The sequence below is a fragment of the Micromonospora sp. DT44 genome (assembly GCF_049841635.1).
Classification (GTDB): domain Bacteria; phylum Actinomycetota; class Actinomycetes; order Mycobacteriales; family Micromonosporaceae; genus Micromonospora.
The window spans coordinates 40,531-66,856 of the sequence record NZ_JBNCKS010000038.1 but is presented as its reverse complement, the minus strand read 5'-3'; the positions used below and the strand labels follow the sequence as shown (position 1 = coordinate 66,856).

General features: G+C 71.8%; 28 protein-coding genes and 1 pseudogene. 22 read left to right on the top strand and 7 right to left on the bottom strand.

Features of this window, described 5'->3' with window-relative positions:
- The first annotated feature begins 25 nt into the window (after positions 1-25).
- The 3 genes from ACLQ25_RS21795 to ACLQ25_RS21785 all read left to right on the top strand — a co-directional run bounded on the left by ACLQ25_RS21795 (position 26) and on the right by ACLQ25_RS21785 (position 2,994).
- A complete protein-coding gene (locus ACLQ25_RS21795; protein WP_425732649.1) occupies positions 26-1,192 on the top strand; it encodes an acyl-CoA dehydrogenase family protein in 1,167 nt (388 codons plus the stop codon).
- Positions 1,193-1,277: 85 nt separating this feature from the next.
- Entirely contained in the window at positions 1,278-2,336 is a 1,059-nt protein-coding gene (locus tag ACLQ25_RS21790) for a type III polyketide synthase (protein WP_425732648.1), read from the top strand.
- A 31-nt stretch (positions 2,337-2,367) separates the two neighbouring features.
- Positions 2,368-2,994 carry a hypothetical protein gene (locus tag ACLQ25_RS21785; RefSeq protein ID WP_425732647.1) on the top strand — a complete coding sequence of 209 codons (627 nt, stop codon included), beginning with the start codon at positions 2,368-2,370 and terminating at the stop codon, positions 2,992-2,994.
- 5 nt (positions 2,995-2,999) lie between these two features.
- On the opposite strand, the gene ACLQ25_RS21780 is transcribed toward ACLQ25_RS21785, so the two are convergent.
- Positions 3,000-3,677 carry a hypothetical protein gene (locus ACLQ25_RS21780; protein ID WP_425732646.1) on the bottom strand — a complete coding sequence of 226 codons (678 nt, stop codon included), beginning with the start codon at positions 3,675-3,677 and terminating at the stop codon, positions 3,000-3,002.
- 329 nt (positions 3,678-4,006) lie between these two features.
- Between ACLQ25_RS21780 and ACLQ25_RS21775 the strand changes: the two genes are divergently transcribed.
- The 4 genes from ACLQ25_RS21775 to ACLQ25_RS21760 are packed head-to-tail and all read left to right on the top strand — an operon-like array spanning position 4,007 to position 6,821.
- On the top strand, positions 4,007-4,492 hold the full coding sequence (locus ACLQ25_RS21775) for a CarD family transcriptional regulator (protein ID WP_007073334.1): 486 nt from the start codon (positions 4,007-4,009) through the stop codon (positions 4,490-4,492).
- Between the two features lie 56 nt (positions 4,493-4,548).
- Positions 4,549-5,241 (top strand): 2-C-methyl-D-erythritol 4-phosphate cytidylyltransferase, encoded by a 693-nt coding sequence (gene ispD / locus ACLQ25_RS21770; RefSeq protein WP_425732645.1) that lies wholly within the window; start codon positions 4,549-4,551, stop codon positions 5,239-5,241.
- Between the two features lie 58 nt (positions 5,242-5,299).
- Positions 5,300-5,782, top strand: a complete 483-nt coding sequence (gene ispF / locus ACLQ25_RS21765; protein ID WP_425732644.1) for a 2-C-methyl-D-erythritol 2,4-cyclodiphosphate synthase — start codon at positions 5,300-5,302, stop codon at positions 5,780-5,782.
- A 10-nt stretch (positions 5,783-5,792) separates the two neighbouring features.
- Entirely contained in the window at positions 5,793-6,821 is a 1,029-nt protein-coding gene (locus tag ACLQ25_RS21760) for a tetratricopeptide repeat protein (RefSeq protein ID WP_425732643.1), read from the top strand.
- A gap of 128 nt (positions 6,822-6,949) precedes the next feature.
- Here the strand turns inward: ACLQ25_RS21760 and ACLQ25_RS21755 are convergent, their stop codons facing one another.
- On the bottom strand, positions 6,950-8,116 hold the full coding sequence (locus ACLQ25_RS21755) for a homogentisate 1,2-dioxygenase (protein ID WP_425732642.1): 1,167 nt from the start codon (positions 8,114-8,116) through the stop codon (positions 6,950-6,952).
- 94 nt (positions 8,117-8,210) lie between these two features.
- Here ACLQ25_RS21755 and ACLQ25_RS21750 point away from each other — a divergent pair, with 94 nt between their 5' ends.
- From ACLQ25_RS21750 to ACLQ25_RS21705, 10 genes are all read left to right on the top strand, one after another.
- Positions 8,211-9,080 (top strand): hypothetical protein, encoded by an 870-nt coding sequence (locus ACLQ25_RS21750; RefSeq protein ID WP_425732641.1) that lies wholly within the window; start codon positions 8,211-8,213, stop codon positions 9,078-9,080.
- The gene (gene fahA / locus ACLQ25_RS21745) at positions 9,077-10,273 is read left to right on the top strand and encodes a fumarylacetoacetase (RefSeq protein ID WP_425732640.1); all 1,197 of its coding nucleotides are present in this window, start codon (positions 9,077-9,079) and stop codon (positions 10,271-10,273) included. Before ACLQ25_RS21750 ends, fahA begins: the two co-directional genes overlap by 4 nt.
- 157 nt (positions 10,274-10,430) lie before the next feature.
- Complete coding sequence (locus ACLQ25_RS21740) at positions 10,431-10,640, top strand: DUF397 domain-containing protein (protein WP_355050986.1); 210 nt, start codon at positions 10,431-10,433, stop codon at positions 10,638-10,640.
- Positions 10,641-10,773: 133 nt separating this feature from the next.
- Positions 10,774-11,256 carry an SRPBCC family protein gene (locus tag ACLQ25_RS21735; protein ID WP_425732639.1) on the top strand — a complete coding sequence of 161 codons (483 nt, stop codon included), beginning with the start codon at positions 10,774-10,776 and terminating at the stop codon, positions 11,254-11,256.
- Between the two features lie 85 nt (positions 11,257-11,341).
- Positions 11,342-12,598 (top strand): PQQ-binding-like beta-propeller repeat protein, encoded by a 1,257-nt coding sequence (locus ACLQ25_RS21730; protein WP_425732638.1) that lies wholly within the window; start codon positions 11,342-11,344, stop codon positions 12,596-12,598.
- A gap of 89 nt (positions 12,599-12,687) precedes the next feature.
- On the top strand, positions 12,688-13,074 hold the full coding sequence (locus tag ACLQ25_RS21725; RefSeq protein WP_425732637.1) for an LPXTG cell wall anchor domain-containing protein: 387 nt from the start codon (positions 12,688-12,690) through the stop codon (positions 13,072-13,074).
- Between the two features lie 69 nt (positions 13,075-13,143).
- Entirely contained in the window at positions 13,144-13,386 is a 243-nt protein-coding gene (locus ACLQ25_RS21720; protein WP_425732636.1) for a hypothetical protein, read from the top strand.
- Entirely contained in the window at positions 13,383-13,676 is a 294-nt protein-coding gene (locus ACLQ25_RS21715) for a hypothetical protein (protein ID WP_425732635.1), read from the top strand. Before ACLQ25_RS21720 ends, ACLQ25_RS21715 begins: the two co-directional genes overlap by 4 nt.
- 59 nt (positions 13,677-13,735) lie before the next feature.
- Positions 13,736-14,278: a hypothetical protein gene (locus tag ACLQ25_RS21710; protein WP_425732634.1), complete on the top strand. Its 543-nt coding sequence runs from the start codon at positions 13,736-13,738 to the stop codon at positions 14,276-14,278.
- A 25-nt stretch (positions 14,279-14,303) separates the two neighbouring features.
- The gene (locus ACLQ25_RS21705; RefSeq protein ID WP_425732633.1) at positions 14,304-15,377 is read left to right on the top strand and encodes a hypothetical protein; all 1,074 of its coding nucleotides are present in this window, start codon (positions 14,304-14,306) and stop codon (positions 15,375-15,377) included.
- 54 nt (positions 15,378-15,431) lie between these two features.
- Here the strand turns inward: ACLQ25_RS21705 and hisC are convergent, their stop codons facing one another.
- From hisC to hppD, 4 genes are read right to left on the bottom strand one after another with little or no spacing between them, the layout of a single operon-like run.
- Positions 15,432-16,535 (bottom strand): histidinol-phosphate transaminase, encoded by a 1,104-nt coding sequence (gene hisC / locus ACLQ25_RS21700; protein ID WP_425732632.1) that lies wholly within the window; start codon positions 16,533-16,535, stop codon positions 15,432-15,434.
- Positions 16,532-17,545, bottom strand: a complete 1,014-nt coding sequence (locus tag ACLQ25_RS21695; protein WP_425732631.1) for an RDD family protein — start codon at positions 17,543-17,545, stop codon at positions 16,532-16,534. Before ACLQ25_RS21695 ends, hisC begins: the two co-directional genes overlap by 4 nt.
- Before the next feature lie 37 nt (positions 17,546-17,582).
- Positions 17,583-18,308, bottom strand: coding sequence for an RDD family protein (locus tag ACLQ25_RS21690; protein WP_425732630.1), 726 nt, complete (start codon positions 18,306-18,308; stop codon positions 17,583-17,585).
- Positions 18,309-18,319: 11 nt separating this feature from the next.
- On the bottom strand, positions 18,320-19,525 hold the full coding sequence (hppD, locus tag ACLQ25_RS21685; RefSeq protein ID WP_425732629.1) for a 4-hydroxyphenylpyruvate dioxygenase: 1,206 nt from the start codon (positions 19,523-19,525) through the stop codon (positions 18,320-18,322).
- Between the two features lie 130 nt (positions 19,526-19,655).
- Between hppD and ACLQ25_RS21680 the strand changes: the two genes are divergently transcribed.
- The 5 genes and pseudogenes from ACLQ25_RS21680 (at position 19,656) to ACLQ25_RS21660 (ending at position 25,450) form a co-directional block, all read left to right on the top strand.
- Positions 19,656-20,195, top strand: coding sequence for an Lrp/AsnC family transcriptional regulator (locus ACLQ25_RS21680; RefSeq protein WP_425732628.1), 540 nt, complete (start codon positions 19,656-19,658; stop codon positions 20,193-20,195).
- A 13-nt stretch (positions 20,196-20,208) separates the two neighbouring features.
- On the top strand, positions 20,209-21,654 hold the full coding sequence (locus ACLQ25_RS21675) for a PQQ-binding-like beta-propeller repeat protein (RefSeq protein WP_425732627.1): 1,446 nt from the start codon (positions 20,209-20,211) through the stop codon (positions 21,652-21,654).
- Positions 21,655-21,768: 114 nt separating this feature from the next.
- Positions 21,769-23,436 carry a fumarate hydratase gene (locus ACLQ25_RS21670; protein ID WP_425732626.1) on the top strand — a complete coding sequence of 556 codons (1,668 nt, stop codon included), beginning with the start codon at positions 21,769-21,771 and terminating at the stop codon, positions 23,434-23,436.
- A gap of 109 nt (positions 23,437-23,545) precedes the next feature.
- A pseudogene (locus ACLQ25_RS21665) lies at positions 23,546-24,439 on the top strand (AfsR/SARP family transcriptional regulator); the annotation flags it as partial.
- Positions 24,440-24,595: 156 nt separating this feature from the next.
- Positions 24,596-25,450, top strand: a complete 855-nt coding sequence (locus ACLQ25_RS21660; RefSeq protein ID WP_425732625.1) for a DUF2637 domain-containing protein — start codon at positions 24,596-24,598, stop codon at positions 25,448-25,450.
- Positions 25,451-26,091: 641 nt separating this feature from the next.
- Here the strand turns inward: ACLQ25_RS21660 and ACLQ25_RS21655 are convergent.
- The gene (locus ACLQ25_RS21655; protein WP_425732624.1) at positions 26,092-26,241 is read right to left on the bottom strand and encodes a hypothetical protein; all 150 of its coding nucleotides are present in this window, start codon (positions 26,239-26,241) and stop codon (positions 26,092-26,094) included.
- Positions 26,242-26,326 lie beyond the last annotated feature (85 nt).

Sequence of the window (26,326 nt, the reverse complement as noted above, 5' to 3'; positions counted from 1 at the left end):
TATGGGACGCCGAGGAGGGAGCGATATGACGGTGCACGCGCTTGAGGCGGCCCGCCGATTGACGCCGCGGTTCGCCGCGCGGGCGGCGGAGCACGACCGGGACGGCTCCTTCCCGGCCGAGGACTTCCGTGACCTGCGGGAGGCCGGCCTCTTCGGGTTGATGGTCCCGCGCGCTCTCGGTGGCCTGGGCGCGAGCTTCGCGGACTACACCGCGGTGGCCACCGAGCTGGCCCGGGGCAACGGCGCGACAGCGTTGGTGTTCAACATGCACGCCTCGGTGACCGGCGCGCTGGGCGCGGTCACCGAGGAGCTGGCCGAGGCTCTGGGCGTGTCGGACGAGGCGCTGGCCGCCCGGGACCGGCTGCTCACCGCCGCTGCCCAGGGCGCCTGGTACGGCGTCGCGATGAGCGAGCGGGGCACCGGCGCGCGCCTCTCGCAGTTGAGCACGGTCTACGAGCCGACCGACGGCGGTTGGCACCTCAAGGGCAGCAAGACCTTCTGCTCCGGTGCCGGGCACGCCGACGGCTACCTGGTGGCCGCGCGCAGCGCCACCGACCAGTCGACGGTGTCGCAGTTCCTGGTGCCGGCCGGGAACGGTCTGAGCGTCGAGCCGACCTGGGACGCCCTCGGCATGCGGGCCACCTCGTCGCACGACCTGCATCTGGACGTCACCGTGCCGGGCGACCGGCTGCTCGGTGGGGTGGAGGGGTTGGCCCTCGTGATCGCCCAGCTCATGCCGCACTGGCTGGTGGCCAGCTACGCGGCCGTCTACGTGGGGGTGGCGCGGGCGGCCATTGACGCGGCGGCCGAGCACCTCAACGCCCGCAACCTGGCCGGCCTGCCGGCGGTGCGCGCGCGGCTGGGCCGGGCGGACGCGGCGACGGCTGCTGCCGAGCTGGCGGTGGCCGAGGCTGCCCGCCGGGTGGACGACGAGCCGGGCGACGCGGAGACCAACCGCTGGGTGTGGCGGGCGAAGCTGCTGGCGGGGACGACGGCCGCCGAGGTGGCGGCGTCGATGCTGGAGGCGGCCGGCACCTCGGCGACCCGTCGTGGCCACCCGTTGGAACGGCTCTACCGGGATGCCCGCTGCGGCTCACTGCACCCGGCCACGTCGGACGTCTGCGCCGATTGGCTGGGCATCGCCGCGCTGGGCGGGGACCCGGACCGCGACGGATCGGCACCGCGTTGGTGAGCGGGTGTCGCGGGAAACGTACGAGGGTGCGGCCGGCCGAGGTGGCCGGTGGGACGGCCAGGGGGAGGACAGCGTTTGACGAGAGGTGGGGATCGTGTCCGTACCAGTGATCGCGGGGCTCGGGACAGCGCAGCCGCCGTCCGCTTCGCAGGACGAGCTGTGGGAGGGCTTCTTCTCCCGGCACTTCACCGGCAGCACCCGGGCGTTGGCCGAACGGATCTTCGCGAACTCGGGGGTGACCCGACGGCAGGCCGCGGTCAACCCGTTGCTCGAGGACGTCTCGGACTGGCCGACCGAGCGCCGGATGCGTCGCTACCAGGTGGAGGCGCTACCGCTGGGCAAGGAGGCGGTGGGGCGCGCGCTGACCGCCGCCGGTCTGGACGCCGGCGACATCGGGATGTTCATCGTCTGCTCCTGCACCGGGTACGCCACCCCGGGGCTGGACATCCTGCTCGCCCGCGACCTGGGCATGGCGGCGGACACCCAGCGCATGTTCGTCGGCCACATGGGCTGCTACGCGGCGCTTCCGGGGCTGGGCGCGGCGAGTGACTTCGTCACCGCCCGGGGTCGGCCGGCGTTGCTGCTCTGCGCGGAGCTGACCAGCCTGCACATCCAGCCGTCGACGGCCCGGGTCGACACCCAGCAGATCATCTCGCACGCGCTCTTCTCGGACGCCGCCGTCGCCGCCGTGGTGGTGCCCGGCGGCCGGGGGTACGCGTTGCGCGAGGTCGCCTCGGTCACTGACACCTCGACGGCCGACCACATGACCTGGGACGTCACGGACGCGGGCTTTCGGATGGGGCTGTCGTCGAAGGTTCCGCAGGTCCTCTCCCGGCACGTGCGCGGCCTGGTCGACGACCTGCTGGCCCGGCACGGCGGCACCATCTCCGATGTGGACGGGTGGGCCGTGCATCCGGGCGGGCCGCGGATCCTCAACGTGGTCGAGCGCGAGTTGGCTCTGCCGCCGGAGGCGTTGGCGGCGTCCCGGGCGACGCTGGACGAGCACGGCAACTGCTCGTCCCCGACGGTTCTGCTGATCCTGGACCGGCTGGGTCGTTCCACGCCGCCGCCTCGGCGGGTGGTCATGCTGGCGTTCGGTCCGGGCCTCACCCTGTACGCCGTCCTGCTCGATCGACAGGAGTGAACGCCAGCGACCCGACCGGTACGCTCGTTCCATGGATGCGGGGGCGGACGACCGGTTGCGGTCGGCGGTGCTGGTCGGTGCGGCCCTGGCGGCGCTCGCGGTCGGCGGCTGGTGGTGGCATGCCACCGCGCCCGCCCCGGGGGCCGCGCCGGTGGTCGGGCCCAGCGTCAGCACCGAACTGGAGCGGATCCTGGCCAGTGGTGTGCCCGAGGACCGGGTGGCGGTGTGGGTGGACCCGCAGACCGGCGAGAGCATCCGGATGGGCGGCGACCGTGGCCGGGTGATCGAACTGGATTCGGATGCGAGCACCGACCTCGGGGCCGACGTGGGGGTTCTCGTCCCCGGGAGCGACCTGCCCTCGTTCCGCGGCACGATCTGGCGGGAGCAGCGGGAGCTGGCGCCCGGCGAGGAGCGGACCCGGCAGGCGTCCGACGATGGTTCCCGCTTCCTGCTCCAGTACCGGTGCACCCGACCGGGCACGCTGGCGGTGACGAGCACCGGGGCCGAGATTGTCGGCCTGCCGCGCATCGACTGCGACGGCACGCTCGCGTCCGCCCGGCTGCTGCCCGGCGGCGGGCCGTTCCGGGTGTCGCTGTCGGCCGTCGGCGACCGGCCCATCGACGTCGAGGCGCAGCTCGTCGCGCTGCCTCCGTCTTAGGCGCCTCAGCGGGCCAGGGCGGTCAGGTCGTCCTGGTACGCGTCGACCGGCCCGATGCCGGGCAGCACCCGGGTCACCACGCCGGCGCGGTCGACCAGCAGCGCGTTGGCGGCGCCCGGGCCCAGGAACGAGCGCAGACCGCCTGCGGGGTCGGCCAGCGCACGGACGCCGTCGACGGGTGGTGCGGTCGTGACGGCTCGGCCTTCGGTCACGGTGACCACCGTGACGCCGGCGGGTGCCGCCATCACGGCCTCGATGACGACGTCGGGACAGCCGCAGTCGTCCACCAGGATGATCATGGCGGGTAACAGGCCGCGGAGCGGCACGGGCGACTGCCGGGCGTCGACCAGGTCCAGCGCGGGCAGCGCCTGACCGGTGAGCGACACCGGTGGTGGTGAGGGCGCCGGGGTGGGCCGGTCGGTGCTCCGGCCGGCGCGGGGCCAGGTCACGGCGAGCAGGCCGGTCAGGGTGGTGAGCACCGCCACCAGCAGGACGAGCAGCGGCAGGGCGAGTGCCCGGCGTCCGGCGTACCGGCCGGTGGCCCGGCGCAGCTCACGACGCACCTGGGCGGCCTCGCTGGCGAGGGCGGAGGCGTCGTCGGGGACGACGATGCGGCCCCACTCAGGTGGTAGGTCGGGCAGGCCGTCGGATGGCCCGTGGCCCTCTGCGTCCGGCTTGCCCATCGGACCCCCCAGGAAGCGTCTCGAGAGCGGAGTGTGGCTCGGACTCCAGGGTCCCGCACCAGGGGCACCTCCCGCTACATCTGGGCGCGGTCCCGCACGCCGGGATACCATGGGAGGAGCGCATAGCCCTTGATCTCGACGTTCTGTTCACTCGTATCGGGAAGTCATCCGATCGTCACGGAGCGTGTTTGAACCATCGGTTTGACCGCCTGTCAAGCTGAAGAAAGACCTCTCACAGGGCCCCTGAGCTGCGCCAACGGTCAGGACATCGGTGAGACATCGTTGCCTGAGCGTGTTACCCTAGACACAGCGAAAGGGGTTTCGAACCTATGGTTTTCAGTGTCGGCGAGACCGTTGTTTACCCCCACCACGGGGCCGCACTCATCGAGGCAATCGAGACTCGGGTCATCAAGGGCGAGCCTAAGCAATATCTCGTCCTGAGGGTCGCGCAGGGTGACCTGACGGTCCGGGTGCCGGCTGAGAACGCCGAGATCGTGGGCGTTCGCGAGGTGGTCGGCGAAGAGGGCCTCGGTAAGGTCTTCGACGTTCTCCGGGCTCCGCACACCGAGGAGCCGACCAACTGGTCGCGGCGTTACAAGGCCAACCTGGAAAAGCTGGCCTCCGGCAACCCGCTGAAGGTCGCCGAGGTCGTGCGTGACCTGTGGCGTCGGGAGCGGGAACGGGGCCTCTCCGCAGGCGAGAAGCGGATGCTGGCCAAGGCCCGCGACATTCTCGTCGGCGAGGTCGCGCTGGCTGAGAAGAGCACCAAGGACGAGGCGGAGACGCTGCTCGACAAGGTCCTCACCGAGGCCTAGTCCGCACAGCATCGTCGTAGCCACTTCGTAGCGAAGAAACCACCGAGGACCGCGACGTGACCGCGCAGCTCAACCCGCGCGGTGACGTCGCGGTCCTCGTGCCTGCGGCGGGTGCCGGCGTACGCCTCGGTCCCGGTCGACCCAAGGCGTTGCGACTGCTCGCCGGAGAACCGCTGCTGGTGCACGCCGTCCGTCGGCTCGCCGCCGCAGCGTCGGTCCACACGATCGTGGTCGCCGCACCGGCGGCAGACGTCGAGGGTGTCCGTGAGTTGCTGGCCCCGGTGGCGCCGGTGACCGTGGTGGCCGGTGGCGCCGAACGACAGGCCTCCGTCGCCGCCGCGCTCGCGGCCGTGCCGGCCGGCCCGACGATCGTCCTGGTGCACGACGCCGCCCGCGCGTTGACCCCACCCGAGCTGGTCGAATCGGTCGCCGCCGCGGTCCGGGGCGGCCAGGCGGCGGTGATCCCGGTCCTGCCGGTCGTCGACACCATCAAGGAGGTCGACGCCGACGAGGTGGTGCTGGGCACTGTCGACCGATCCGCCCTGCGCGCCGTGCAGACCCCGCAGGGCTTCCGCCGGTCCGTGCTGGCTGCCGCGCACGCCGCCGCGGGTGATTCCCTCACCGACGACGCCGGCCTGGTCGAGAAGCAGGGCGTACCGGTGGCCTGTGTGCCCGGCTCGGAGTACGCGCTGAAGATCACCCGTCCGTTCGACCTGGCACTGGCGGAGCACCTGCTCGCCACCAGCTAGTGACGCCCCGCGACCGCACGGCGGGACCGCACGGTCGTTCTACGCGTAGTCTCGGTTCATGATCGTTCCTCGGGTGGCCATCGGCACCGATGTGCACGCGTTCGAGCCCGGCCGACCCTGCTGGGTGGCCGGCCTGCTCTGGCCCGACCAGGACGGTCTCGCCGGGCACTCGGACGCGGACGTCGCCGCCCACGCCGCCTGCAACGCGCTGCTCTCCGCCGCCGGTCTCGGTGATCTCGGCTCCGCCTTCGGGGTGGACCAGCCCGAGTGGGCCGGGGCGTCCGGCGTGGCGCTGCTGGCCGAGACGTCCCGCCGGGTGCGGGCCGCCGGCTTGGCGATCGGCAACGTGTCCGTGCAGGTCATCGGCAACCGGCCCAAGATCGGCCGGCGGCGGGAAGAGGCTCAGCGGGTGCTCTCCGAGGCCGTCGGCGCACCCGTGGCCGTCTCCGCCGCGACCACCGACGGGCTCGGTTTCGCCGGACGTGAGGAAGGTCTGGCGGGCGTCGCCGTGGCGCTGGTGTACGACGCCCCGGCCGCCTAGGCTCGCCGCGATGTCCACCGATCCCGCCCCCGACCGGTTCGCCGCCGACGGCTACCTCGAACGCGCCCAGCTCCTCGCCGAGTTGGGCCGCCATGATGAGGCGGCCGGCGAGTTGACCGAAGGGCTCGCGCTGAAGCCCGCCGACCCGGGCGCCCTCACCATGCTGGCCCGGGTGCATCTCGCCGCCGACCGGCCGGCCGACGCGCTCGCCGCCGCCGACTCGGCCGTTGCCGCCGCACCGGACGCCCCGCCGGCGCTCGTCGTGCGGGCGATGGCGTTGGCCGACCTGGGGCGGTACGCCGACGCGGCCGCCACCGCCGACCGGCTGCTGGCGCTCGGGCCGGCCGACGCGTACGCCCAGCGCAGCGCTGCGGCGATCCTGGCCGACGCGCGCAACGGCCAGCCGGCGCTGAACGCGGCCTGGCGTGGGGTCGAGCTGGCCCCCCAGGAGCCGCCGGCGCACCTGGTGCTCAGCCTGGTCGCGGCCCGGCTGGAGCTGTTCGACCTGGCCGAGCGGGCCTACCGGGAGGCGCTGCGGCTCGACCCCCGCCTCGCCGAGGTCGGGCACGACGTCGGCGTTCTGCGCCTGGAGCAGCGCCGCTGGTCTGCGGCGCTGGAGCAGATGGCCGAGATGGTGACGTTCGGTCCGAGCCGGATCGACTCCCCACGGACCCTCGCGCACGGCCTGCACCGCCTGGTGTTCTACGGCGCGGGCTGGTCACTGGTCGCCGCGGTGGTGGTCGCGTTCGCGGCGTCGACGAACGACGGTTTCTCCCGGGTCCTGGCGGTGCTCGCCGCCCTGACCGGCGGCGTCGTGGTGTGGCAGCTCGCGGCACGGCTTCCGGGGTTCACCCGGACAATTCTGCCGACCATGCTGCACGCCGACCGGACGATGGCCCTGGCGATCTACGCGGTGGCGGCCGCGCCGCTGCTGCTGGTCGTGTACGCCATGGTCGGCTCGCCGTGGCCGCTGGTGCTCGCCATCGTCGCCACGGTGATAGCCGAGTTCGCCGCCTTCACCAGAACAACCGTCCGCTAACCCAACCCAGAAGATCAACAAGCGTCACCCAGCTCGCCCACGTCAGGGTTTTCGCCGGAGCCCGCCCGCGTCGGGATCAAGCCTGACCGCCCAGAGCGGGCGGGCTCCGGCGAAAACCCCCACGGCGACTAGACAGAACGCGCCCAGGTCCAGGCGTACCCCTCGTCCTCGCAGGCGCGTGCCGCGTCGCAGAGGTCGAGGGGGCGGAAGGTGTCGACCATGACGGCCAGCTCGTCGAAGTAGTCCGCGCCGATGGAGCGTTCGGCGGCGCCTGGCTGGGGCCCGTGGGTGAACCCGGAGGGGTGCAGCGAGATCGAGCCCTGCTCGATGCCGGAGCCGCGTCGGGCCTCGTAGTTGCCGCCGGTGTAGAAGAGCATCTCGTCGGAGTCGACGTTGTGGTGGTTGTACGGCACCGGGATCGACTGCGGGTGGTAGTCGACCTTGCGGGGCACGAAGGAGCAGATGACGAAGTTGGGGCCCTGGAAGGTCTGGTGCACCGGCGGGGGCTGGTGGATGCGGCCGGTGATCGGCTCGAAGTCGTGGATGGAGAACGCCCACGGGTAGAGGTGCCCGTCCCAGCCGACCACGTCGAACGGGTGGTTGGCGTAGACGTGGCGGGTCCAGCCGCGACGGTGCCGGACCAGGACCTCGACCTCCTCGCCGTCCACGAGCAGAGGCGTGTCGGGGCCTCGGACGTCGCGTTCGCAGTACGGCGAGTGCTCCAGGAACTGTCCGTGTACGGAGAGGTAGCGCTTCGGCGGGCCGATGTGCCCGGACGCCTCGACGGCGAGCAGCCGGACGGGCGCGTCGCCGGTGGGGACCAGCCGGTGGATGGTCGAGGTGGGGATGACGACGTAGTCACCGGCGACCGCGTCCAGCGCCCCGAACGGCGACTCGACCCGCATCGTGCCTGCCTCGACGTACAGGCAGTGGTCGCCGGTGGCGTCGCGGAGCAGCGGGGAGGGCCGGTCGGCGAGGACGTACCCGATGCGCACGTCGTCGTTGGCGAGCAGGTACTGCCGGCCGAGGATCGGGTCGGCAGCACCGGCGTCGAGCTTGTGGGTGCGCAGGTGGCGGGGCTTGAGCGGCAGGTTCGCCGTCCGGGTGAACGCGGGCGGGGCGAACTCGTCGGCGGCCAGGATCGCGGTGGGCGCGTGCCGGTGGTAGAGCAGGGACGAGTCGGAGGAGAAGCCCTCCTGCCCCATCAGCTCTTCGGCGTAGAGGCTGCCGTCGGGCTGGCGGAACTGGGTGTGGCGCTTGCGCGGCACCTCGCCGACGTTGCGGTAGTACGGCATCTCGCCTCCCGATATATCCCGTTCACCGGCCGAAGGCGTCCGATAATCGGACGCTGTTGTCCGTTCCTTGTAGCGTCCCGTAGATTCTTGTTCCGTGTCAACGCAGGTGCCTGCGCTCCTCGACGGCCTGGTGGACGACGCCGCCGTCTTCCCTCCGGGCAGCGCCACGCTGCCCGACGCTCTGAAGGCGCACCGCCAGCACCGCGCCGCCTGGTACGCGGATCTGGTCGGCCCGCTGCTCGTCCCCGCGTCGACCGTCGTGACCGGCGACCTGAGCGGTCTCGTCGACCCAGGTGCGGGCCTGGTGATCGGGCTGATCGGTGACACCGGGATCGCCCGCCTGCCCTCCGCGCTCTCCTTCCTGCCACCCGACGGCGTCACGGCCCGCCAGGTGGAGGTGGCCGTCGCCAAGCGGGGGGAGGAACCGCTGCCCGGCCTCGCCGAACTGCTGCGGCTCACCCAGGCACTGTCGGGCGTCGAGGCCGTCTACGCCGAGCTGCCGCTGACCTTCGGCCTGATGGGTGCCCTGGACGCGCTCGCCGCCGCCCGGGCTGACGGCGTGCCGATTGCCGCCAAGTTCCGCACCGGCGGCCTCGCCGCCGAGCTGTTCCCCACCCCGGCCGAGCTGGCGGCGGTGCTCTGCGCCTGCCGCGAGCGCGACCTGCCGTTCAAGCTCACCGCCGGGCTGCACCAGGCGGTGCGGCACCTCGACCCGGAGACCGGGTTCACCCACCACGGCTACGCCAACGTGCTGGCCGCGACGCTCGCCGCCGCCGACGGGGAGAGCGCGCGGGTGGTCGCCGAGCTGCTGGCCGCCCTCGATCCACGTCCGCTGCTCGAACGCGTCAACGGACGGCTGGACGCGCCGCGCCCGCTCTGGGTCGGCTTCGGCTCGTGCAGCATCCTGGAACCACTTACCGATCTGATCCGGCTGGGGCTGGTTAACGGGGGCTACGACGCATGACCTGGGTGAGCGGCGTTGACGGTTCGCCGTACGGCGTGACGAACCTGCCGTACGGGGTGTTCTCCTCCGGCGGGAACGAGCCGCGGATCGGCGTACGCATCTCCTCGTGGGTGTTCGACCTGGCCGGGGCGGAGGCCGCCGGGCTGGTGCTCGCCGCCGGCGCGTTGGGCCGGCCCACCCTCAACGACTTCATGGCGCTCGGGCGTCCGCAGTGGACGGCGGTCCGCCAGCGGATCGTGGAGCTGCTCACCGACCCGGCGCACCGGCCCGCGGTCGAGCCGCTGCTGGTGCCCCTGGCCGACGTGGAGATGCTGCTCCCGTTCGAGGTGGCCGACTACGTCGACTTCTACTCCTCGGAGCACCACGCGTCGAACGTCGGGCAGATCTTCCGCCCGGGTCAGCCACCGCTGCTGCCCAACTGGAAGCACCTGCCGATCGGCTACCACGGCCGCGCCGGGACCGTCGTGGTCTCCGGCACGCCGGTGGTCCGGCCCACCGGGCAGCGGGCGTCCGCCGAGGGTCCGGTGACCGGCCCGTCGGTACGCCTCGACATCGAGGCCGAGGTCGGCTTCGTGGTGGGTGTGCCCAGCGCGCTCGGCGACCGGGTCGCGGTGGACGACTTCGCCGATCACGTCTTCGGGGTGGTGCTGGTCAACGACTGGTCGGCCCGGGACATCCAGGCCTGGGAGTACCAGCCGCTCGGCCCGTTCCTCGGCAAGTCCTTCGCCACCTCGGTCTCGGCCTGGGTGACGCCGCTGGAAGCGTTGGCCGACGCCTTCGTGCCGGCTCCGGATCAGGACCCGCCGGTCGTCGACTACCTGCGCGACGTGCCGCACCTGGGGCTCGACCTGCGGCTGTCGGTCGAGTGGAACGGCGAACGGGTCAGCGAGCCGCCGTTCGCCGGCATGTACTGGACGCCGGCCCAGCAGTTGGCGCACCTGACCGTCAACGGCGCGTCCCTGCGCACCGGCGACCTGTACGCCTCGGGCACCGTCTCCGGCCCCGAGCGCTCCCAGGTCGGCTCGTTCCTGGAACTGACCTGGGGCGGGGCCGAGCCGGTCAAGGTCGGCGCCGAGAGCCGTACCTTTCTCGCCGACGGCGACACCGTCACCATCACCGCCACCGCGCCCGGGCCGGACGGCACCACCATCGCCCTGGGCGAGGTGACCGGAACGGTCCAGCCGACCCGCTGAGGCACCCGCCGCCGGACCGTCTCATCGACGAGACTCTTGGTCGCACCGTCTGTGCGATAACCACACCCCGGTTACCCCGTTGATCACGCGGATCAGTCGCCCCGCCACCCCCTGTGGAGTGGTGGGGCGTCCCGACGCACACACGGAGGTAACAACGATGCACGATCTCACCGGAGCGCTCTGGCGCACCAGCAGCCGGTCCAACGACCAGGGACTCTGCGTGGAGGTGGCGGACAACCTGGTCGACGTGATCGGCCTGGTCGCGGTCCGCGACTCCAAGGACCAGAGCGGCCCCACACTGGCCGTCAGCCCGCCGGGATGGACAGCGTTCGTCGGGGCGATCAGGTCCGGTCGCTTCGAACGCTGACCGGTGTCGCACCGGCGGAACGGTGCGACCCAGCCGCCGGAACGGACAACGTGGCCTCCGGGTGGTGGAAATTCCGTCCGGGGGCCTCGTCCGGCCCGCACCGCGCGTACCGTCGGTGGCACGGGAGGGTGGCATGTCGACGGTCGCGGTTACCGGTTTCATCGAGGCGGACGCCGTCGATGTCTGGTGCCTGCTGACCGACCTGTCCGACCGGGCCGCCCGACTGACCGGGGCCGGTCCGGTCGAGGTGCTGACCCCGGGCCCGTTCGGGCCGGGAACCGCCTGGCGTGCCGAGCGCGCCCAGCCGGGCGGCGGCACTCTCAGCGAGGAGTTCCTGGTGGTGGAGGCGATCGCGCCCCAGCGGCTGGTGCTCTGCTCCTCCGGCGCCGGTGCCGACTACCGGATCACCTGGCGGCTGCGTCCGGCCCGACGACGTCGCGGCCCGCGCACCGCGGTCACCGTCACCCAGGAGGCGGTGCCGACCGATCCGTACGGTCGGGTGGTGGCCCTGCTGCTCGGTGGCCTTGCCGCCCGGGCGGTCGAGGTGGCGCTCCGGCGTGACCTCGCCGACCTGGCCGTCGCGGCCAGCGCCGCCGGCTCGCTCGAAGCGGCCTGACCCCACGTGCGAGGGAGCTTGACCCGTACAACCTGACCGGGCTCCGACCCACTGCGCTGGGTAGGGTGCCGGGCGGAGGTGCGGCATGGGGTTCCCGAGGGGCCGGCGACGGCTCGTGCTGGCGGTGGCGGTGCTACTCGCCGTGGCGGCCGTCGCGGTCGTCGTCCACCGGGTGCTCGCGCCGGCCGAGGTGAGTACGCCGGCCCGAGCGGACTATCCGGCGGCGCCCCAACCCGCGGCCGGCGTGATCGGCCGTCTCCCGGTCGCCCCATTGATCGTGGACGGGCGGCTGCGGGTGTACGCCGCCCACCGCCAGGTCTACGCCGACCGGCCGGTCGACTGGCGGCACCGCACCACCCCCTACTGGTCGTACCGGCGGTGGCCGGCGGCGCTGACCGGGGTGGTGGCGAGCGGCACCATCGTGGTCAGCCGCTGGTCGGACGGCCGGCTGGTCGCGCTCGACGCGTCCACCGGGCGGGTCCGCTGGCGGGCCGACGGGCCGGTGCCCGTTGCGAGCACGGCGGTGGTCCGGCGCACCGGCACCGCCGTCGTCTGGAACCCGAGCGGTCTCCTTCTCAGCGACCTCCCGGACGGCCGGACCGTGCTGACGGTTTCCGGGAAGACGCGGGCGAGCGGGGTGGAGGTGTCCAGCGGTCGGGAGCTGTGGCGGACCGACCTGCCCGGCGACTGCCGCAGCGACGTCGGCACCACGGCGACCGGGCAGGTGATCGGTCTGGACACCTGCTCCGGACCGGCTGTGATCGAGTTCCGGGACGCCGCGACGGGCCGGGTCGGAGAGCGCTGGCGACCGCCGGGCGGCCCGGAAGACCTCAGGGTCACCCCGCTCGGATGTCGTACCGGCCGATCGGGGTGCCTGGCCCTGCGCACGGCTGGTCCGGGTGACGCCGGTGGCCGGGGTTGGGTGTTGGGGGGTGGCGAGCCGGTGGCCGCGCCCACGTTGGACCCGGCCGGCGTCGTCGTGGTCGGCGAACAGGCTGTCGGCGTCGTCGACGGGGTGGCGGTGGGTCGGTCGGCGCGTACGGGTGCCGAGCTGTGGCGCTATGCGGGCCTGGGTCCGGCGCGGGTGCTCGCCGCCCAGCCCGGCCGGGTGCATCTGCTGACCGAGGGGAACGACCTGGTGACGCTCGACCCCGCAAGCGGGCGTCTGCTGTCCCGCAGCACGCTCAACGTCGGCTCGGACGGCACGGGCTGGACGCCCGGGGCGGTCTGGGCCGAGGCGGGCTACGTCGCGATGGAGCGGCTGCGCGAGCCGGTCGATCCGGACGGCGACGACCAGCGCTACTACCTCACCTCGGAGGCGGTGATCCTGGCCGCCACCTGATCGGGGCACCCGACCCTGAAACTTCCACCATGTTTGACCACAATAGGTAGGTTTTTCATGGTTCAGGTTCCGGTGGAAGGAGTCGTCGAGTGGGCAACAGAGCAGCCAGGTGGTTGATCGCCGTCAGCGCCGGCCTCGTGATCGCGGTGCCGATGCTCGGATCGGGCGAGTTGCCGGCGACAGCGTTCACCGCGGTGCGGGTCGCGCCGTCGGAAGGTACCCGGGTCACCTTCGAGGTGGTGCCGACCGCCACGCCCCAGCCATCCCCGTCTACGCCCCAGCCATCCCCGTCTACGCCCCAGCCCTCCCCGTCGACGCCCCAGCCCACCCGGCACCCGCACCGGCCGACGCCCAGTCACGGCGGGAAGCTGCCGGTCACCGGCTCGGGCGGCGGGTCGGTACTGTTCCTCCTCGCGCTGGGCGTGACCCTGGTGGCCATCGGTTGGCTCGTCGCCCGACGCCGCCGACCGAACTGACACGACCCGCCGCGGGTTGAGACGCCCGGGGCTTCGACAAAACGGACAAAAACTACTATAGTCCCTGGCGTGCGTTCCATTGTTGTTCCACTTAGCCTGCTTCTCGCGCTCGGCGGGGCCCTGCCCGTCGAGGCTGCGCCGGCCACCCGAACCGTCGAACTTGCCCTCACGCCGGGCGTCGACATCACCGTGCCTGCCGCCGTCAATCTCGGCAGCGGCTTCGTCGGTGGTGTGCTGACCGGGCAGTTGGGCACGGTGGAGGTGCGCGACCAGCGCGGTAACGGAATCCGAACCTCTGGGTCGCCACGGTGAGCGCGACGGTCTTCATCACCGGAGGTGGCGGTGTCAACCGGACCATCTCGAACGGGCAGGTCTCGTACTGGTCCGGCCCGGCGGTCAACAGCACCGGGGGCGGCACCCTCGTCCCTGGTCAGTTGACCGCGGCGCAGGCCGTCACCCTGAACGTGACCCGCGAGGCCTTCCGCAAGACCGCCGGCAACGGCAACAACCGGGTGTCGTGGATCCCCACGATACGCGTCGCCGTACCGTCCAATGTGGTGGCAGGTGTGTACACCGGAACTATTACCCACTCTGTCGCCTAATGGGTGATTCGTCCGTTATGCCCCGCCTTGCGGAGACTCCAGCCCGTAGCGTCGCTTGCATGAGGAAGCCACTTCTTACCCTGTTCGCCGCCGGGGCCGCAGTGCTGGCCCTGGCGGCCCCCGCCGCGGCAGCGCCGTCCGGCGACACCGTCGTCACCTTCACCATCTCGACCGCGAACCTGGACATCTCGGTGCCGCCGTCGGTCAACCTGGGCGCGGCCTTCGCCGGCAGCACGATCCAGGGGCAACTCGGCAACGTCACCGTCATCGACAGCCGGTCGGCGCTCAGTGCCACCTGGACCGCCACGGTAACCAGCACCGCGTTCACCACCGGCGGTGGCACCGGCACGGAGACCATCCTGCCGAACCTGGTGGAGTACTGGTCCGGTCCGGCGGTCTCCACGACCGGTACCGGCACCTTCGTTCCCGGGCAGTTGACGTCCGCCGACGCGGTGACGCTGAACCTGCCCCGGGTGGCGTTCAGCAAGACCTCCGGCAGCGGCAACAACTCTGCGACCTGGAACCCCACGCTCCGCATCACGGTCCCGCCCGCCGCGGTCGGCGGCACCTACTCGGGGGTGATCACCCATTCGGTGGCATGACGTTCTTCGTACCCTCGCCCTGGCGGTGACCCTCGCGGTCACCGCCGGGGCGCCGGCCTTGCCCGCGACGGCGGCCGGCGCGCACTCCTTCGCGGGCGCGGCGCCCGACGATCCGAACATGGTGGAGGCGGACGTACCAGGCCTGGACCGGGGCGACAAGTCACCTCGGCCCTCGGCCAGTCCCACCAACGACGAAAATGCGGCCGCGGTCGGCGTACGGCTGCTCGACGCACCGGTCAACCGGCGCGACGACACCCGTGCACACAAGTACATCGTGGACCACGTGCACCCCGGCACCACCATCCGGCGGCGCATGGTGGTGGAGAACGTCTCAGCGGTGAAACGGCTCGTCGAGGTCTACCCGGCGGCGGCGGACGTGACCGACAAGGGCTTCGTGCTCGCGCCCGACCGGACGGAGAACGAACTCAGCAGTTGGATCAAGGTCGACACGACCGAGGTCAAGCTGGCATCGGAGGACGAGGTCACGGTCTGGGTCACCATCCGGGTGCCGGAGAAGGCCGAGGCCGGCGAGCGGTACGCGGTGGTGTGGGCCCAGTCCAGCAGCGGCGACGAGCGGATGGTCGAGCAGATCGCGCGGGCCGGCATCCGGGTCTACCTGTCGGTGGGGCCGGGCGGGGAACCGCCCTCCGGATTCGAGGTGGGCCCGCTCAGCGGCGGTCGGGAGACGGACGGCACCCCGTTCGTCACGACCGAGGTCCGCAACACCGGTCAACGCGCGCTCGACCTGGCCGGCGAGCTGCGGCTCACCGACGGGCCGAGCGGACTCTCGGCCGGTCCGCTGCGGGCCGAGGCGCGGACGCTACCGCTGAACGGACGGACGACAATCCGGGTCAGGCTGGACCGGCAACTACCGGACGGCCCGTGGAAGGCCCGGCTGGATCTGGCCAGCGGATGGACCAAGCGGACGGCCACCGGCTCGGTCGACTTCGGTCCCGCCACGGCCGCGACCACCAAGCGGAAGTTCGACAGCGGGGCACTCGTGCTCGGCTCGGGCGTGGCCGGCTCACTGCTGATCCTGCTGCTGTTCGGGGTGTACACCTACCGCCGACGGTTCCGGCAACCGGCGACCGCCGGTTGAGACGCCCGGGGCCGGTCCGTACGGGGTTGACGGACCGGCCCCGGGCAACAACTGTCAGGCGAGCGCCGCCTCCGCGGCCGCCAGGAACGTGTCGTTCTCGGCCGGGGTGCCGATGGTGACCCGGACGCCGTCCCCGGCGAACGGCCGCACGATCACCCCGCGCGACTCGCACGCCTTGCCGAACGCCACGGCCCGGTCGCCGAGCGGCAGCCAGACGAAGTTCGCCTGGCTGGTCGGCACGTCGGGCACGAACTTGCGCAGCGCCTCGGTGACCCGGTCCCGCTCGGCGACGACGAGCGCGCAGCGGCGCTCCATCTCGTCGGCCTGCGCCAGCGCCGCGAGCGCGCCGGCCTGGGCAGCCGTACTCGTGGAGAACGGCGTCACCACCTTGCGGACCGCCGCCGCCACCGCCGGCTGCGCGACCAGCCAGCCGATCCGCAGCCCGGCGAGGCCCCACGCCTTGGACATGGTGCGCAACACCGCCACGTTCGGCCGACCGAGATAGTCCAGGCCGTCCGGCACCTCGGGGTCCGTGACGAACTCCCGGTACGCCTCGTCGATGACCACCAGCACGTCGTCCGGCACCGAGTCGAGGAACCGGTCCAGCTCAGCCCGGCGGACGGCCGTGCCGGTGGGGTTGTTCGGGTTGCAGACCAGGATCATCCGGGTCCGGTCGGTCACGGCCGCCGCCATGGCCGCCAGGTCGTGCCCGTGCCCGGCGTCGTTGGCGACGCGCACGCTGGTCGCGCCGCTGGTCGCCGCGATGATCGGGTACGCCTCGAACGACCGCCACGCGTACAGCACCTCGTCACCCGGCAGGCAGGTGGCCCGTACGAGGTGCTCGGCGAGCGCCACCGAGCCGCAGCCCGTGGCGATCCGGTCGGCGTCCACGCCGTACCGCTGGGCCAACGCGTCGCGCAGCGCGACCACGCCCATGTCCGGGTACCGGTGCGAGCCGCTGACCGCCTCGGTGACCGCCTCGACCACGCCCGGCAGCGGCCCGTACGGCACCTCGTTGCTGGCGAGCTTGATGGCCTCCGGCAGACCCAGCTCGCGGGCCAGGTCGGCGGGGCTGCGCCCGGGCACGTAGCTGGGCAGCGCGTCCAGGTCGGCGCGGGTCAGTCGCATCGTCGGCTGGTGGCGTCCGGAGTCGGTCATGGGGTGTCTCCCGAGGGCTGAGGGTGATCGTCGTTGGCGGGGGGACCGGTGGTGGCGGGGACCTCGACGACCACCGTCAGCGCGCGTCGGTCGTGCAGCGCCCGGCGCAGCGGGTGGTCGACGAGCGGGGACACGGAGTCGATGAGCTGGATCAGCAGGCCGATCCCGAAGCAGGGCCAGAGCAGTGTGGGCATGCCCAGCGTCGTCCATCGGCGCAGCGCCCGGCCGAAGCCCAACGGCTGGTCGGCCTCGATGGGGACGGCGCGGATACGCATCACCCGCTTGCCGATGGTCTGCCCGTTGGCGGCCATGGCGGGCACCTCGTACGCCAGCCACAGCGCGGTGGCGATCACCACGATCGCCACCTGGAGGAGCCCGGCCTGCTCGCTGATCGGCGGCAGCCCCTCGCTGGAGGTGTTGCCCTCCATCCCACGTCGGAACGCCTCCCGCCAGTACGGCGTCAGCTCTTCCAGCCACCGCCAGACGAACCAGCCGTTGACGAGCACGTTCAGCGCGAAGACGAGAGCGAAGTCGATCAACCGGGCGACGAGCCGCCGCCCGTAACCGGCCAACCTGAGCCCGTGCGGACGCGGCTCCGGTGGACGGCCGGGCCAGCCGGGACCCCAGCCGGGCGGCACGCTCTGCGGGCCCCAGCCGGGAGGTGTGCCCTGCGGGCCCCAACCGGGCGGCGTGCCCTGCGGCCCCCAATTGGCGGGACCGTTCTGCTGGCCCCAGCCCGGAGGCGGGCCGGCTTGCGGACCGTGTCCAGGGTGCGGCGGGCCGGGGTGCGGTGGGCCGGGGTGCCGCGGCCAGCCCGGCGCGGTGTCCGCCGAGGGGGCGCCGACCGGCGCGACCGGGGTGACCGGTACGGGCGGCGGCTCGGGTGGGGGCGGTCCGTCGGGCGGGGTCGCGTCGACGGGGATGGCCGCGCCGAGCCAACCCTCGCCGTCCCAGTAACGACGGGTCTCGCGGTCGGCGGGGTCGACGTACCAGCCGGGCTGCACACTCACGCCGACGCTCCGCTGCCGTACCTGCTGGTTCGCTCGCTCACGAGGCAACCTTAACGACGACCGTCGCGGCGAACTTGTCGTGGAGGCACTGCTGCCAGGGCTTGTCCCAGAGCTGCCAGAACCCGTCGACGTAGCTCAGGCCGGGGACCAGCGAGCACGCCAGGTACTGCACGAGCCACCGGCGGCCGGCCATCCGTCGGTCCAGCGTGCGGTTCGGGTCGAGCGGCGCCACCCGCAGCTTCATGATCTTCTTGCCGAGCGTCTGGCCGCCGCGCTTGAGGTACTCCACGTGGTAGAGCCAGTAGAGCCCGAGCAGCACCACGACCAGTCCGAGCTCCGCCAGCAGGAGCGGCAGGAAGAAGTCGGTGAGGAAGGCGGCCGGGTCGGGCTCCACGAGCGTGCCGTCCGGGTTGGTACGGGTCATCTCGCTGAACATCTGCCACCACAGGACCAGGAAGACCGGCAGGAACAGCACCATCGACACGACACTCGCCAGTGCCGTGTCGATGAGCCAGGCCAGCAGCCGGTCACCGAAGCTGGCCAGCGGCTGGCCGGCCGGGCTGAGCGCGGGTTGGGCGACCGGCCAGCGCGGGGGAGGGTATCCGGGTGGGGCGTACTGCGGCGGCACGCCGTACCCCGCTGGGGCCTGGTGCGGCGGCACGCCGTACCCCTGGGGGTGTGGGCCGGGCGATGGCGCGACGCCGCCGGCGGCGGGCGGAGGCCCACCGGCCGGCGGCGTCGGGTACGACGGAGGCTGCGTCACGCTCGACAGTGTTACAGGTTGCCGCGCGCTTCCTGCTCCCGCTCGATGGCCTGGAAGAGCGCCTTGAAGTTGCCCTTGCCGAAGCCCAGCGAGCCGTGCCGCTCGATCAGCTCGAAGAAGACGGTCGGGCGGTCCTGCACCGGCTTGGTGAAGATCTGGAGCAGGTAGCCGTCCTCGTCCCGGTCGACCAGGATCTTGCGCTCCTTGAGCTGCTCGATCGGCACCCGCACGTTGCCGATCCGCTCCCGCAGCTCCGGGTCGTCGTAGTACGAGTCGGGCGTGTCCAGGAACTCGACACCGGCGGCGCGCATCGCGTCGACGCTGGCCACGATGTCATTGGTGGCGACGGCGATGTGCTGGGCGCCCGGGCCCTGGTAGAACTCCAGGTACTCGTCGATCTGCGACTTCTTGCGGGCGATGGCCGGCTCGTTGAGCGGGAACTTCACCTTGCGGGTGCCGTTCGCGACGACCTTGCTCATCAGCGCCGAGTAGTCGGTGGCGATGTCGTCGCCGACGAACTCCGCCATGTTGGAGAAGCCCATCACCCGCTTGTAGAACTCCACCCACTCGTCCATGCGGCCCAGCTCGACGTTGCCGACCACGTGGTCGACGGCCTGGAAGAACCGCTTCGGCTGGATGCCGGCGTCGATCATGGGCTGCCGGTCGACGATCGGGCCGCGGGCCACGAAGCCGGGCAGGAACGGGCCGCGGTAGCGGGACCGGTCGACGAGCGTGTGCCGGGTGTCGCCGTACGCGGCGATGGCGGCCATCCGGACGGTGCCGTTCTCGTCGGTCACGTCGTGCGGCTCGACGACGCCGGTGGCGCCCTGGCCGACGGCGTGCGTGTACGCGGCGTCGACGTTCGGCACCTCGAGCGCGATGTCGCTGATGCCGTCGCTGTGCTTCGCCACGTGCTCCGCGCCGTCGGCGTCCGGGCGCACCGCGCCGGTCAGCACGAACCGGGCCGATCCGCTGGTCAGCACGTACTGGGCGTGGTCGCGGTAACCCTGCTCCGGGCCCCGGTACGCCACGCAGGTCATCCCGAACGCGGTGGAGTAGTAGTGCGCCGCCTGCTTGGCGTTGCCGACCAGGAAGTGCACGTGGTCGAGCCCACGGACGGGGAACGGGTCGTGGCTGATGTCGTGGTCGACAGCGCCGACGAGCCGGTCGATGTCGACGTCCTCGGTCGACTGGGGTCGGTCGATCGCCTGGGTCATGGTGGCCTCCCTCGCGTACCGGCCGGCCTCGTGGGCCGGTTCCTGACCGAAGGATCGCGGGGCGGGCATCGAGTGGGCAACTGTCGACGTAAATGCTGGTCAGGTTGCGCATTCGGTATGGTCTGAACCCGTGAGAGGTGAGCAGGATGTACAGCTCGACGCACTCGATGTTCGATTGGTCGAACTGCTCGCCGAGGAGCCGCGGATCGGGGTGCTGGAGTGCTCCCGGCGGCTCGGCGTGGCCCGGGGCACCGTGCAGGCACGGCTGGACAAGCTCATCGAGCGGGGTGTCATCCGGGGCTTCGGTCCGGAGATCTCGCCGGCCGCGATCGGCTTCGGGGTGACCAGCTTCGTCACGCTGGAGATCAGCCAACGGCAGGGCCACGACCCGGTCACCGCCCACCTGGCGGCGATCCCCGAGGTGTTGGAGGCGCACACCATCACCGGCTCCAGCGACCTGCTCTGCCGGATCGTGGCCCGCTCCAACACCGACCTGCAACGGGTCATCGACCAGATCGTCTCGTTCGCCGGCATCACCCGCGCGTCGACGATCATCGCGCTGGCGGAGCAGATTCCCTACCGCACGCTCCCACTGGTCCGCAGCGCCGTAACACCTTCCGGCGCAGAAAGCGCGGCGACACGGCGGCGCGGGCGTACGGAAGATCCGTGATCGTGGCTACGGTGTGCGGGTGGCGAAGGGGAGCGTGCGCGTCGGGCTGCTGGCCGGCCTCGCCGTGGTCGTCGCCCTCGCCGCCACCGGCGTCTGGAATCCGTTCCCCGGCATCTGGGACTGGGTGGACCGCAGTGAACCCATCTCCGAGCCGGACGTGGTCTGGCAGCAGCGGGTCGGAGGCACCCCGCGCAGCGTGACCATCGCCGGCGACACTGTCGTGGTCGAGCAGCGCACCCGGGTGGAGGCCCGCAGCCTGGCCACCGGCGCCCAGCTCTGGGAACGCAAGGCGGACTGGTCGGCGGTCGCGGGTGGCGACCGCGATCCGGTCGTCGCCGTGGGCAAGCTCCTGGTCAAGGGGTACGAGCTGCTGGACCCGACCACCGGGGTGGTCCGACGGCGCGACGACGACGCCGTGGCCGTGTGGACGTACCGGAACCTGCTGCTGGACGCCCGCTGCACGGATGCCACCGACTGCACGCTGAGCGCGTGGGACCCGCGCGGCACCAAGCCACTGTGGACGGCCTTTCTGCCCGGGGTGCACAGCGGCCTGCTCGCCGACAACCCCGGCCTGCGCGGCACACGCCGGCTCACCGCCACCCGCATCGACGACGGAGTGGCCGGGGCCGAGGCGGCACCTCCGCTGCTCGGCTTCCCGGTCGACGGCCGGGTGCACGTCGTCGACACCGCCACCGGTCGCGTGCTGCAGAACGTCGAGCCCGGCCGGGACGAGCGGCTGTCGGTGGTGGGCGGCCGGATGCTGCGGATCGCCGCCCGCTCCGAGGACGGCACCTGCTACTTCGCCATCTCCGCGCGGGACCCGGCGACGGGGCAGGAGGCGTGGCAGCGGGCCGGGGTCAACCTGCGCACCGCCGACACCGCCGGCTGCGTCCAGCGCGAGGACCCGCAGGGCGCGCGGAACGTGCTGATCGGCGTCGGCCCGGACGGCCGCGAGGCGGTCATCGACGGGTACGACGGACGGCTGCTCTGGGTCGGCGAGGCCAGCACCAAGCTCGTCGCCGTCGACGACCGCTACGCGGTGTTCCGCTCCGCCGACAAGCGCTCGGTGGTGTCCCGTGAACTCGGTGCCGACAAGGTGCGGTGGACCAGGCCGGCCACCGCCAAGGCGGACGCGGCGCTCACCCCGTACGCGGCGGTGCTCGCCGACGAGAAGCCGTCGCGGCTGGTCGCCCTCGACCCGCGCACCGGGCGGGAGCTGGCCGTCCTGCGTACCTCGGCGAACGCTCTCGCCGTCGGCTCGCAGGGCATGATCATCGGCGAGGGGCGGGAGATCGGGTACGTCCGCTTCGGCGCCACGCCCGGCGCCCCCGTCCCGCAGCCCGGCGACGGCGGCAACCCCGGCCCGGGCGGCACCCGCCCGGGGTCGGGTGACGGCAACGGCGACTGCGGGCCCAAGGGTGAGTTGTGCACCGAACCGGACGGCGGCAAGGACGGCTGAGCGGACGGGACTTCGGGGCGCTGAGCGCTGCCGACCTCGGTGGATGAGAGCGGCGTCCCAGACCCAGCCCGGCGGGTGGGAATGATCGACCGGTCTGCCCTAGGCTTGCCGCTCATGAGCAGTGCCGCCGCATTCTCGTACGCCCCCCTGCTGCCGACCGGCCCCGACCAGACGGAATATCGCCTGGTCACCGACGAAGGCGTGGACGTCGTGCACGGCCCGGGGGGTCGTCGTTTCCTCACCGTGGAGCCGGCCGCGCTGACCGCGCTGACCGCCGAGGCGATGCACGACATCGCGCACTTCCTGCGCCCCGCGCACCTGGCGCAGCTCCGGGCGATCATCGACGACCCGGCGGCGTCGCCGAATGACCGGTTCGTCGCGCTGGACCTGCTGCGCAACGCCAACATCGCCGCCGGCGGGGTACTGCCGATGTGCCAGGACACCGGCACCGCGATCGTGATGGGCAAGCGCGGTCGGCACGTGCTGACCGACGGCGCGGACGCCGAGGCCATTTCCCGGGGCGTCTACCAGGCGTACACGAAGCTCAACCTGCGCTACTCCCAGCTCGCCCCGCTGACCATGTGGGACGAGCGGAACACCGGCAGCAACCTGCCGGCCCAGGTGGAGGTGTACGCCGAGGACCCGGACGGACACCCGGACGCGTACAAGTTTCTCTTCATGGCCAAGGGCGGCGGCTCGGCCAACAAGTCGTACCTCTACCAGGAGACCAAGGCGCTGCTCAACCCGACGCGGATGATGCAGTTCCTGGAGGAGAAGCTGCGGCTGATCGGCACCGCCGCCTGCCCGCCGTACCACCTGGCCATCGTCATCGGCGGCACCTCCGCCGAGTACGCGTTGAAGACCGCGAAGTACGCCTCGGCGAAGTACCTGGACGCCCTTCCGACGCAGGGCTCGATGAGCGCCCACGGCTTCCGCGACCTGGAGCTGGAGGCGGAGGTGCTGGAGCTGACCCGCAACTTCGGCATCGGCGCGCAGTTCGGTGGGCGCTACTTCTGCCACGACGTACGGGTGGTGCGGCTGCCCCGGCATGGCGCGTCGTGCCCGGTGGCGATCGCCGTCTCCTGCTCGGCGGACCGACAGGCCGTTGCCAAGATCACTCCGTCGGGCGTCTGGCTGGAGCGCCTCGAAACCGACCCGGCGCGGTTCCTGCCCGAGGTCACCGAGGATGCGCTCGACGCCGAGATGGTCGTCCGGGTCGACCTCAACCGGCCGATGGACGAGATCCGCGCCGAGCTGTCCAAGTACCCGGTGAAGACTCGCCTGTCGTTGTCCGGCCCGCTCGTCGTGGCCCGGGACATCGCCCACGCCAAGATCGCCGAGCGGCTGGACGCCGGTGAACCGATGCCGCAGTACCTGCGCGACCACGCCGTCTACTACGCCGGCCCGGCGAAGACGCCCGAGGGTTACGCGTCGGGCTCGTTCGGCCCGACCACGGCCGGCCGGATGGACGCGTACGTGGAGAAGTTCCAGGCCGCCGGCGGCTCGCAGGTGATGCTGGCCAAGGGCAACCGGTCGGGTCAGGTGACCCGCGCGTGCCAGCAGTACGGCGGGTTCTACCTCGGCTCGATCGGCGGACCGGCGGCCCGCCTCGCCCAGGACTGCATCAAGCACGTCGAGGTGCTCGAATACCCCGAGCTGGGCATGGAGGCCGTCTGGAAGATCGAGGTGGAGGACTTCCCCGCCTTCATCGTGGTCGACGACAAGGGCAACGACTTCTTCGCCGAGGTCACCAAGCCGGTGCTCACCATCGGCCGCCGCTGACCGCTCCGTCACGCCAAGAGGCGTCTCTCGCGTCGGTGGTCGGCCTGCGCCGAGCTGTGATCGTCGGACTACTCTGCTGGTTGGTTGTGTGATCGACGCGGGGGAGTAGATGCGGTTCGGGATCCTGGGGTCTCTGCGTGTCGGTGGTGGGTCCACCGTCACGGCAGGTCGGGACCGGGTCGTGCTCGCGATGCTGCTGCTGCGTGCCGGCCGGCTGGTGCCGGTCGACGAGCTCGTCGACGCGGTCTGGGAGGAGGATCCTCCGGCTACCGCCCGTGCCCAGTTGCAGACGTGTGTGTCGCGGCTGCGGCGTCGCCTCACCGAGCTGGGATTCACCTCGGGGACCATCGTGACCGATCCCGCCGGTTACGGCGTGCGTATCGATCCCGCCGACCTGGACGCGAACCTGTTCACCCGGGGGGTGGAGGTAGCTCGGGCGGCGGGCGCGGCCGGTCGTCTGGTCGACGCCCGTACGCACTACCGGGCGGCGCTGGCTCTGTGGCGGGGCCCGGCGCTGGCTGGCATCGCCAGCCGTAGTGTCCGTCGCCGGGCGCAGACGCTGGATGAGCAGCGCCTCACCGTGCTGGAGGAGTGCGTCGACGTCGAGCTGCGCCTCGGGCGGGCCGCCGAGCTGATCGTGGAGTTGACCGAGAGCGTCGAGGTGTACCCGTCGCGGGATCGGCTGCGGGGGCAACTGATGATCGCGCTCTCGTCGGTGGGTCGACAGGCCGACGCGCTGGCGGTCTACCGGGAGGGCCGTCGGTTCTACGCCGACGAGTTGGGCCTCGAACCGGGCGGCGCTCTGCAGGAGTTGCACCAGCGGGTGCTGGCCGGTGACCTCGCGCTGGCCGGCCGGGAGGTCCGGTCGGCGGGCCCGGTGCGCTCGCTGCCCCGGGCGATCGGCGACTTCACCGGCCGGCAGCAGACGTTGACGCGCCTGCTTAAGGACGTGGAGGCCGGCGCACGGATCCAGCTCATCGACGGCATGGCGGGCAGCGGCAAGCCCCTACCCGGAATTTGACACACTGATTTTCCGACCTACCGCCCGCATTGACCATGGATCAGCGATCTATGACGGCTACGTCCAAGCCGTCCCGTGTGCGCATGCCGGACTGGGTGTGCCGCTCGCAATGTCCGCCTCTGCTGAGAGGGCGGCCCGATGAGTGGCCGTGCCGATTGGGTGTTGCGCGCGTTGGCGTGGGTGACCGTTCTCGCGTTGGCGGGCGTCGCGGGCGCGATCTCGTTCGCTCACATGACCGAACTCGCCTTGCTGCATGGCCAGTCGGGTTGGAAGGCGTATGCGTTCCCGGTCAGCGTTGACGGGTTGGAGATCGTGGCGAGTCTGCATCTGGTAGTGCAGCGGCGCGCTGGCCGTCGGACCGGCTGGGTTCCGTGGGTGGCGCTCGTGGTTGGCACTCTGGCCAGTCTCGCCGCGAACGTCGCTGTGGGCGGCGACGATCTGATTGGCAAGGCGTTGGCCGGGTGGCCGGCGCTGTCCATGCTAGCGGCGGTCAAGTTGCTGTTCAGCATGATCGATCACGCCGGGGACGATCAGCGGACGGTCCGGGACGATCAGCGGACGGCCGCTGATCGTCCGGCGGTCCCCGGGACCGTCCTGGGGACCGGCCCGGACGGCGGAGCGTCGTCCGGGCCGACGCCGGACGGACGGACGGGCAACCTCGGACCGTTCGCGAGGGACGGGACCGGCCTACCGGGGAGCCCGGCCTCGGGCCGGTCGGCCGGCCCGCCCGTTCCGGTGGGTGCGAGCGCGGTGATGCATCTGCTGGCGGCGGCGCGGGCCGCTTACGCCGCCCTTGCCAGGGACGGTCGGCCCCTGTCTCGGGACGCTTTGGCCGACGCGATGCGCGACGACGGGCACGGAGTATCCAACGCTCGCGTCTCGCTGCTGCTGAAGATCCTCAGAGCGGAGCAGACTGCGTTGCCCGCGTCTTCGGCTGACAGCGAGGCGACGTTGATGTTGGATCAGGCCGAAGCGAGCGAGGACGTGGCCTAACGGAAGGCGGATTGCAAGGCCGGCCGGCAGGCATCCTCGTTAGGGTTGCCTTCCGCTCGGCGTCTGCCTGAGCAGCGTCGGCAACGCCGGGGGTCTCCAGAGGTGCTGTTTAAGGGTGACAGTGGACCCAGGCTGGGCCGGAAGCCAACGCGTAATCAAGTTTCCGCGCGAACCACAGGGCCGCCCACGTCAACCGGCCAGCGCTGTTGCAGCCCTGTGGAGCTTGGCAATGGGCATGGACCACAGTTCCTGCCGGCCTACTCATGCGGACCCCTACCGCTGTCGCCTCAGGGGCATCCCGCCGCCACTGCCTGGCTGCCTCAGTCAGGTTTCTGGACGGTTCGCCGGGTAAGCGACCCGGCCGAAAGGGGGGGAGCCATGTCCAGTCGTCGGGATCGCCGGGGTTTGGTGTGGGCGGTGGTGCGATGCCGCCGGCCTTGCGGTCTGCGACGATGTTGGCGATGATCTGATCGACCGTCATGGCGGCTAGGCGTTCCGGCCACTCGTACATGTAGTCGTAGCCATTCAGGACATGCCATTCTTTGATCAAACTGGCGGCCTCGCGCTGCTCCTCAATTCTGAGGCCACACCGGTCCGCGTACGCGACACGCGCGATGAGCTGCTCGATGACCGTCTCCTCGTCAAGCTCGCGAATGCTGATGGACCGCTGGGGTGTCCTTGACCGCCCGGCTGAGTACCAACCAGCGATAGGCCTCTTCGTCGTCCATCACGGTGCCCGGAATCAGCGGAATGATCCACTCCTGACCCTGTTGGTCACTGCCCTCACTCACCACAACCTCCCCACGCCGTCAAGCGACAGCTCCAGCGTAAGAACAACGACACGAGATCAACCACCCGTTTGGGCTTCCCAGGCTT

Excerpts from the sequence above, each read along its gene's own strand:
- ACLQ25_RS21795 (WP_425732649.1), top strand. The coding sequence starts at position 26 with ATGACGGTGCACGCGCTTGAGGCGGCCCGCCGATTGACGCCGCGGTTC.
- ACLQ25_RS21785 (WP_425732647.1), top strand. The coding sequence starts at position 2,368 with ATGGATGCGGGGGCGGACGACCGGTTGCGGTCGGCGGTGCTGGTCGGT.
- ACLQ25_RS21780 (WP_425732646.1), bottom strand. The coding sequence starts at position 3,677 with ATGGGCAAGCCGGACGCAGAGGGCCACGGGCCATCCGACGGCCTGCCC.
- ACLQ25_RS21775 (WP_007073334.1), top strand. The coding sequence starts at position 4,007 with ATGGTTTTCAGTGTCGGCGAGACCGTTGTTTACCCCCACCACGGGGCC.
- ispF (WP_425732644.1), top strand. The coding sequence starts at position 5,300 with ATGATCGTTCCTCGGGTGGCCATCGGCACCGATGTGCACGCGTTCGAG.
- ACLQ25_RS21760 (WP_425732643.1), top strand. The coding sequence starts at position 5,793 with ATGTCCACCGATCCCGCCCCCGACCGGTTCGCCGCCGACGGCTACCTC.
- ACLQ25_RS21755 (WP_425732642.1), bottom strand. The coding sequence starts at position 8,116 with ATGCCGTACTACCGCAACGTCGGCGAGGTGCCGCGCAAGCGCCACACC.
- fahA (WP_425732640.1), top strand. The coding sequence starts at position 9,077 with ATGACCTGGGTGAGCGGCGTTGACGGTTCGCCGTACGGCGTGACGAAC.
- ACLQ25_RS21740 (WP_355050986.1), top strand. The coding sequence starts at position 10,431 with ATGCACGATCTCACCGGAGCGCTCTGGCGCACCAGCAGCCGGTCCAAC.
- ACLQ25_RS21735 (WP_425732639.1), top strand. The coding sequence starts at position 10,774 with ATGTCGACGGTCGCGGTTACCGGTTTCATCGAGGCGGACGCCGTCGAT.
- ACLQ25_RS21730 (WP_425732638.1), top strand. The coding sequence starts at position 11,342 with ATGGGGTTCCCGAGGGGCCGGCGACGGCTCGTGCTGGCGGTGGCGGTG.
- ACLQ25_RS21710 (WP_425732634.1), top strand. The coding sequence starts at position 13,736 with ATGAGGAAGCCACTTCTTACCCTGTTCGCCGCCGGGGCCGCAGTGCTG.
- hisC (WP_425732632.1), bottom strand. The coding sequence starts at position 16,535 with ATGACCGACTCCGGACGCCACCAGCCGACGATGCGACTGACCCGCGCC.
- hppD (WP_425732629.1), bottom strand. The coding sequence starts at position 19,525 with ATGACCCAGGCGATCGACCGACCCCAGTCGACCGAGGACGTCGACATC.
- ACLQ25_RS21670 (WP_425732626.1), top strand. The coding sequence starts at position 21,769 with ATGAGCAGTGCCGCCGCATTCTCGTACGCCCCCCTGCTGCCGACCGGC.
- ACLQ25_RS21660 (WP_425732625.1), top strand. The coding sequence starts at position 24,596 with ATGAGTGGCCGTGCCGATTGGGTGTTGCGCGCGTTGGCGTGGGTGACC.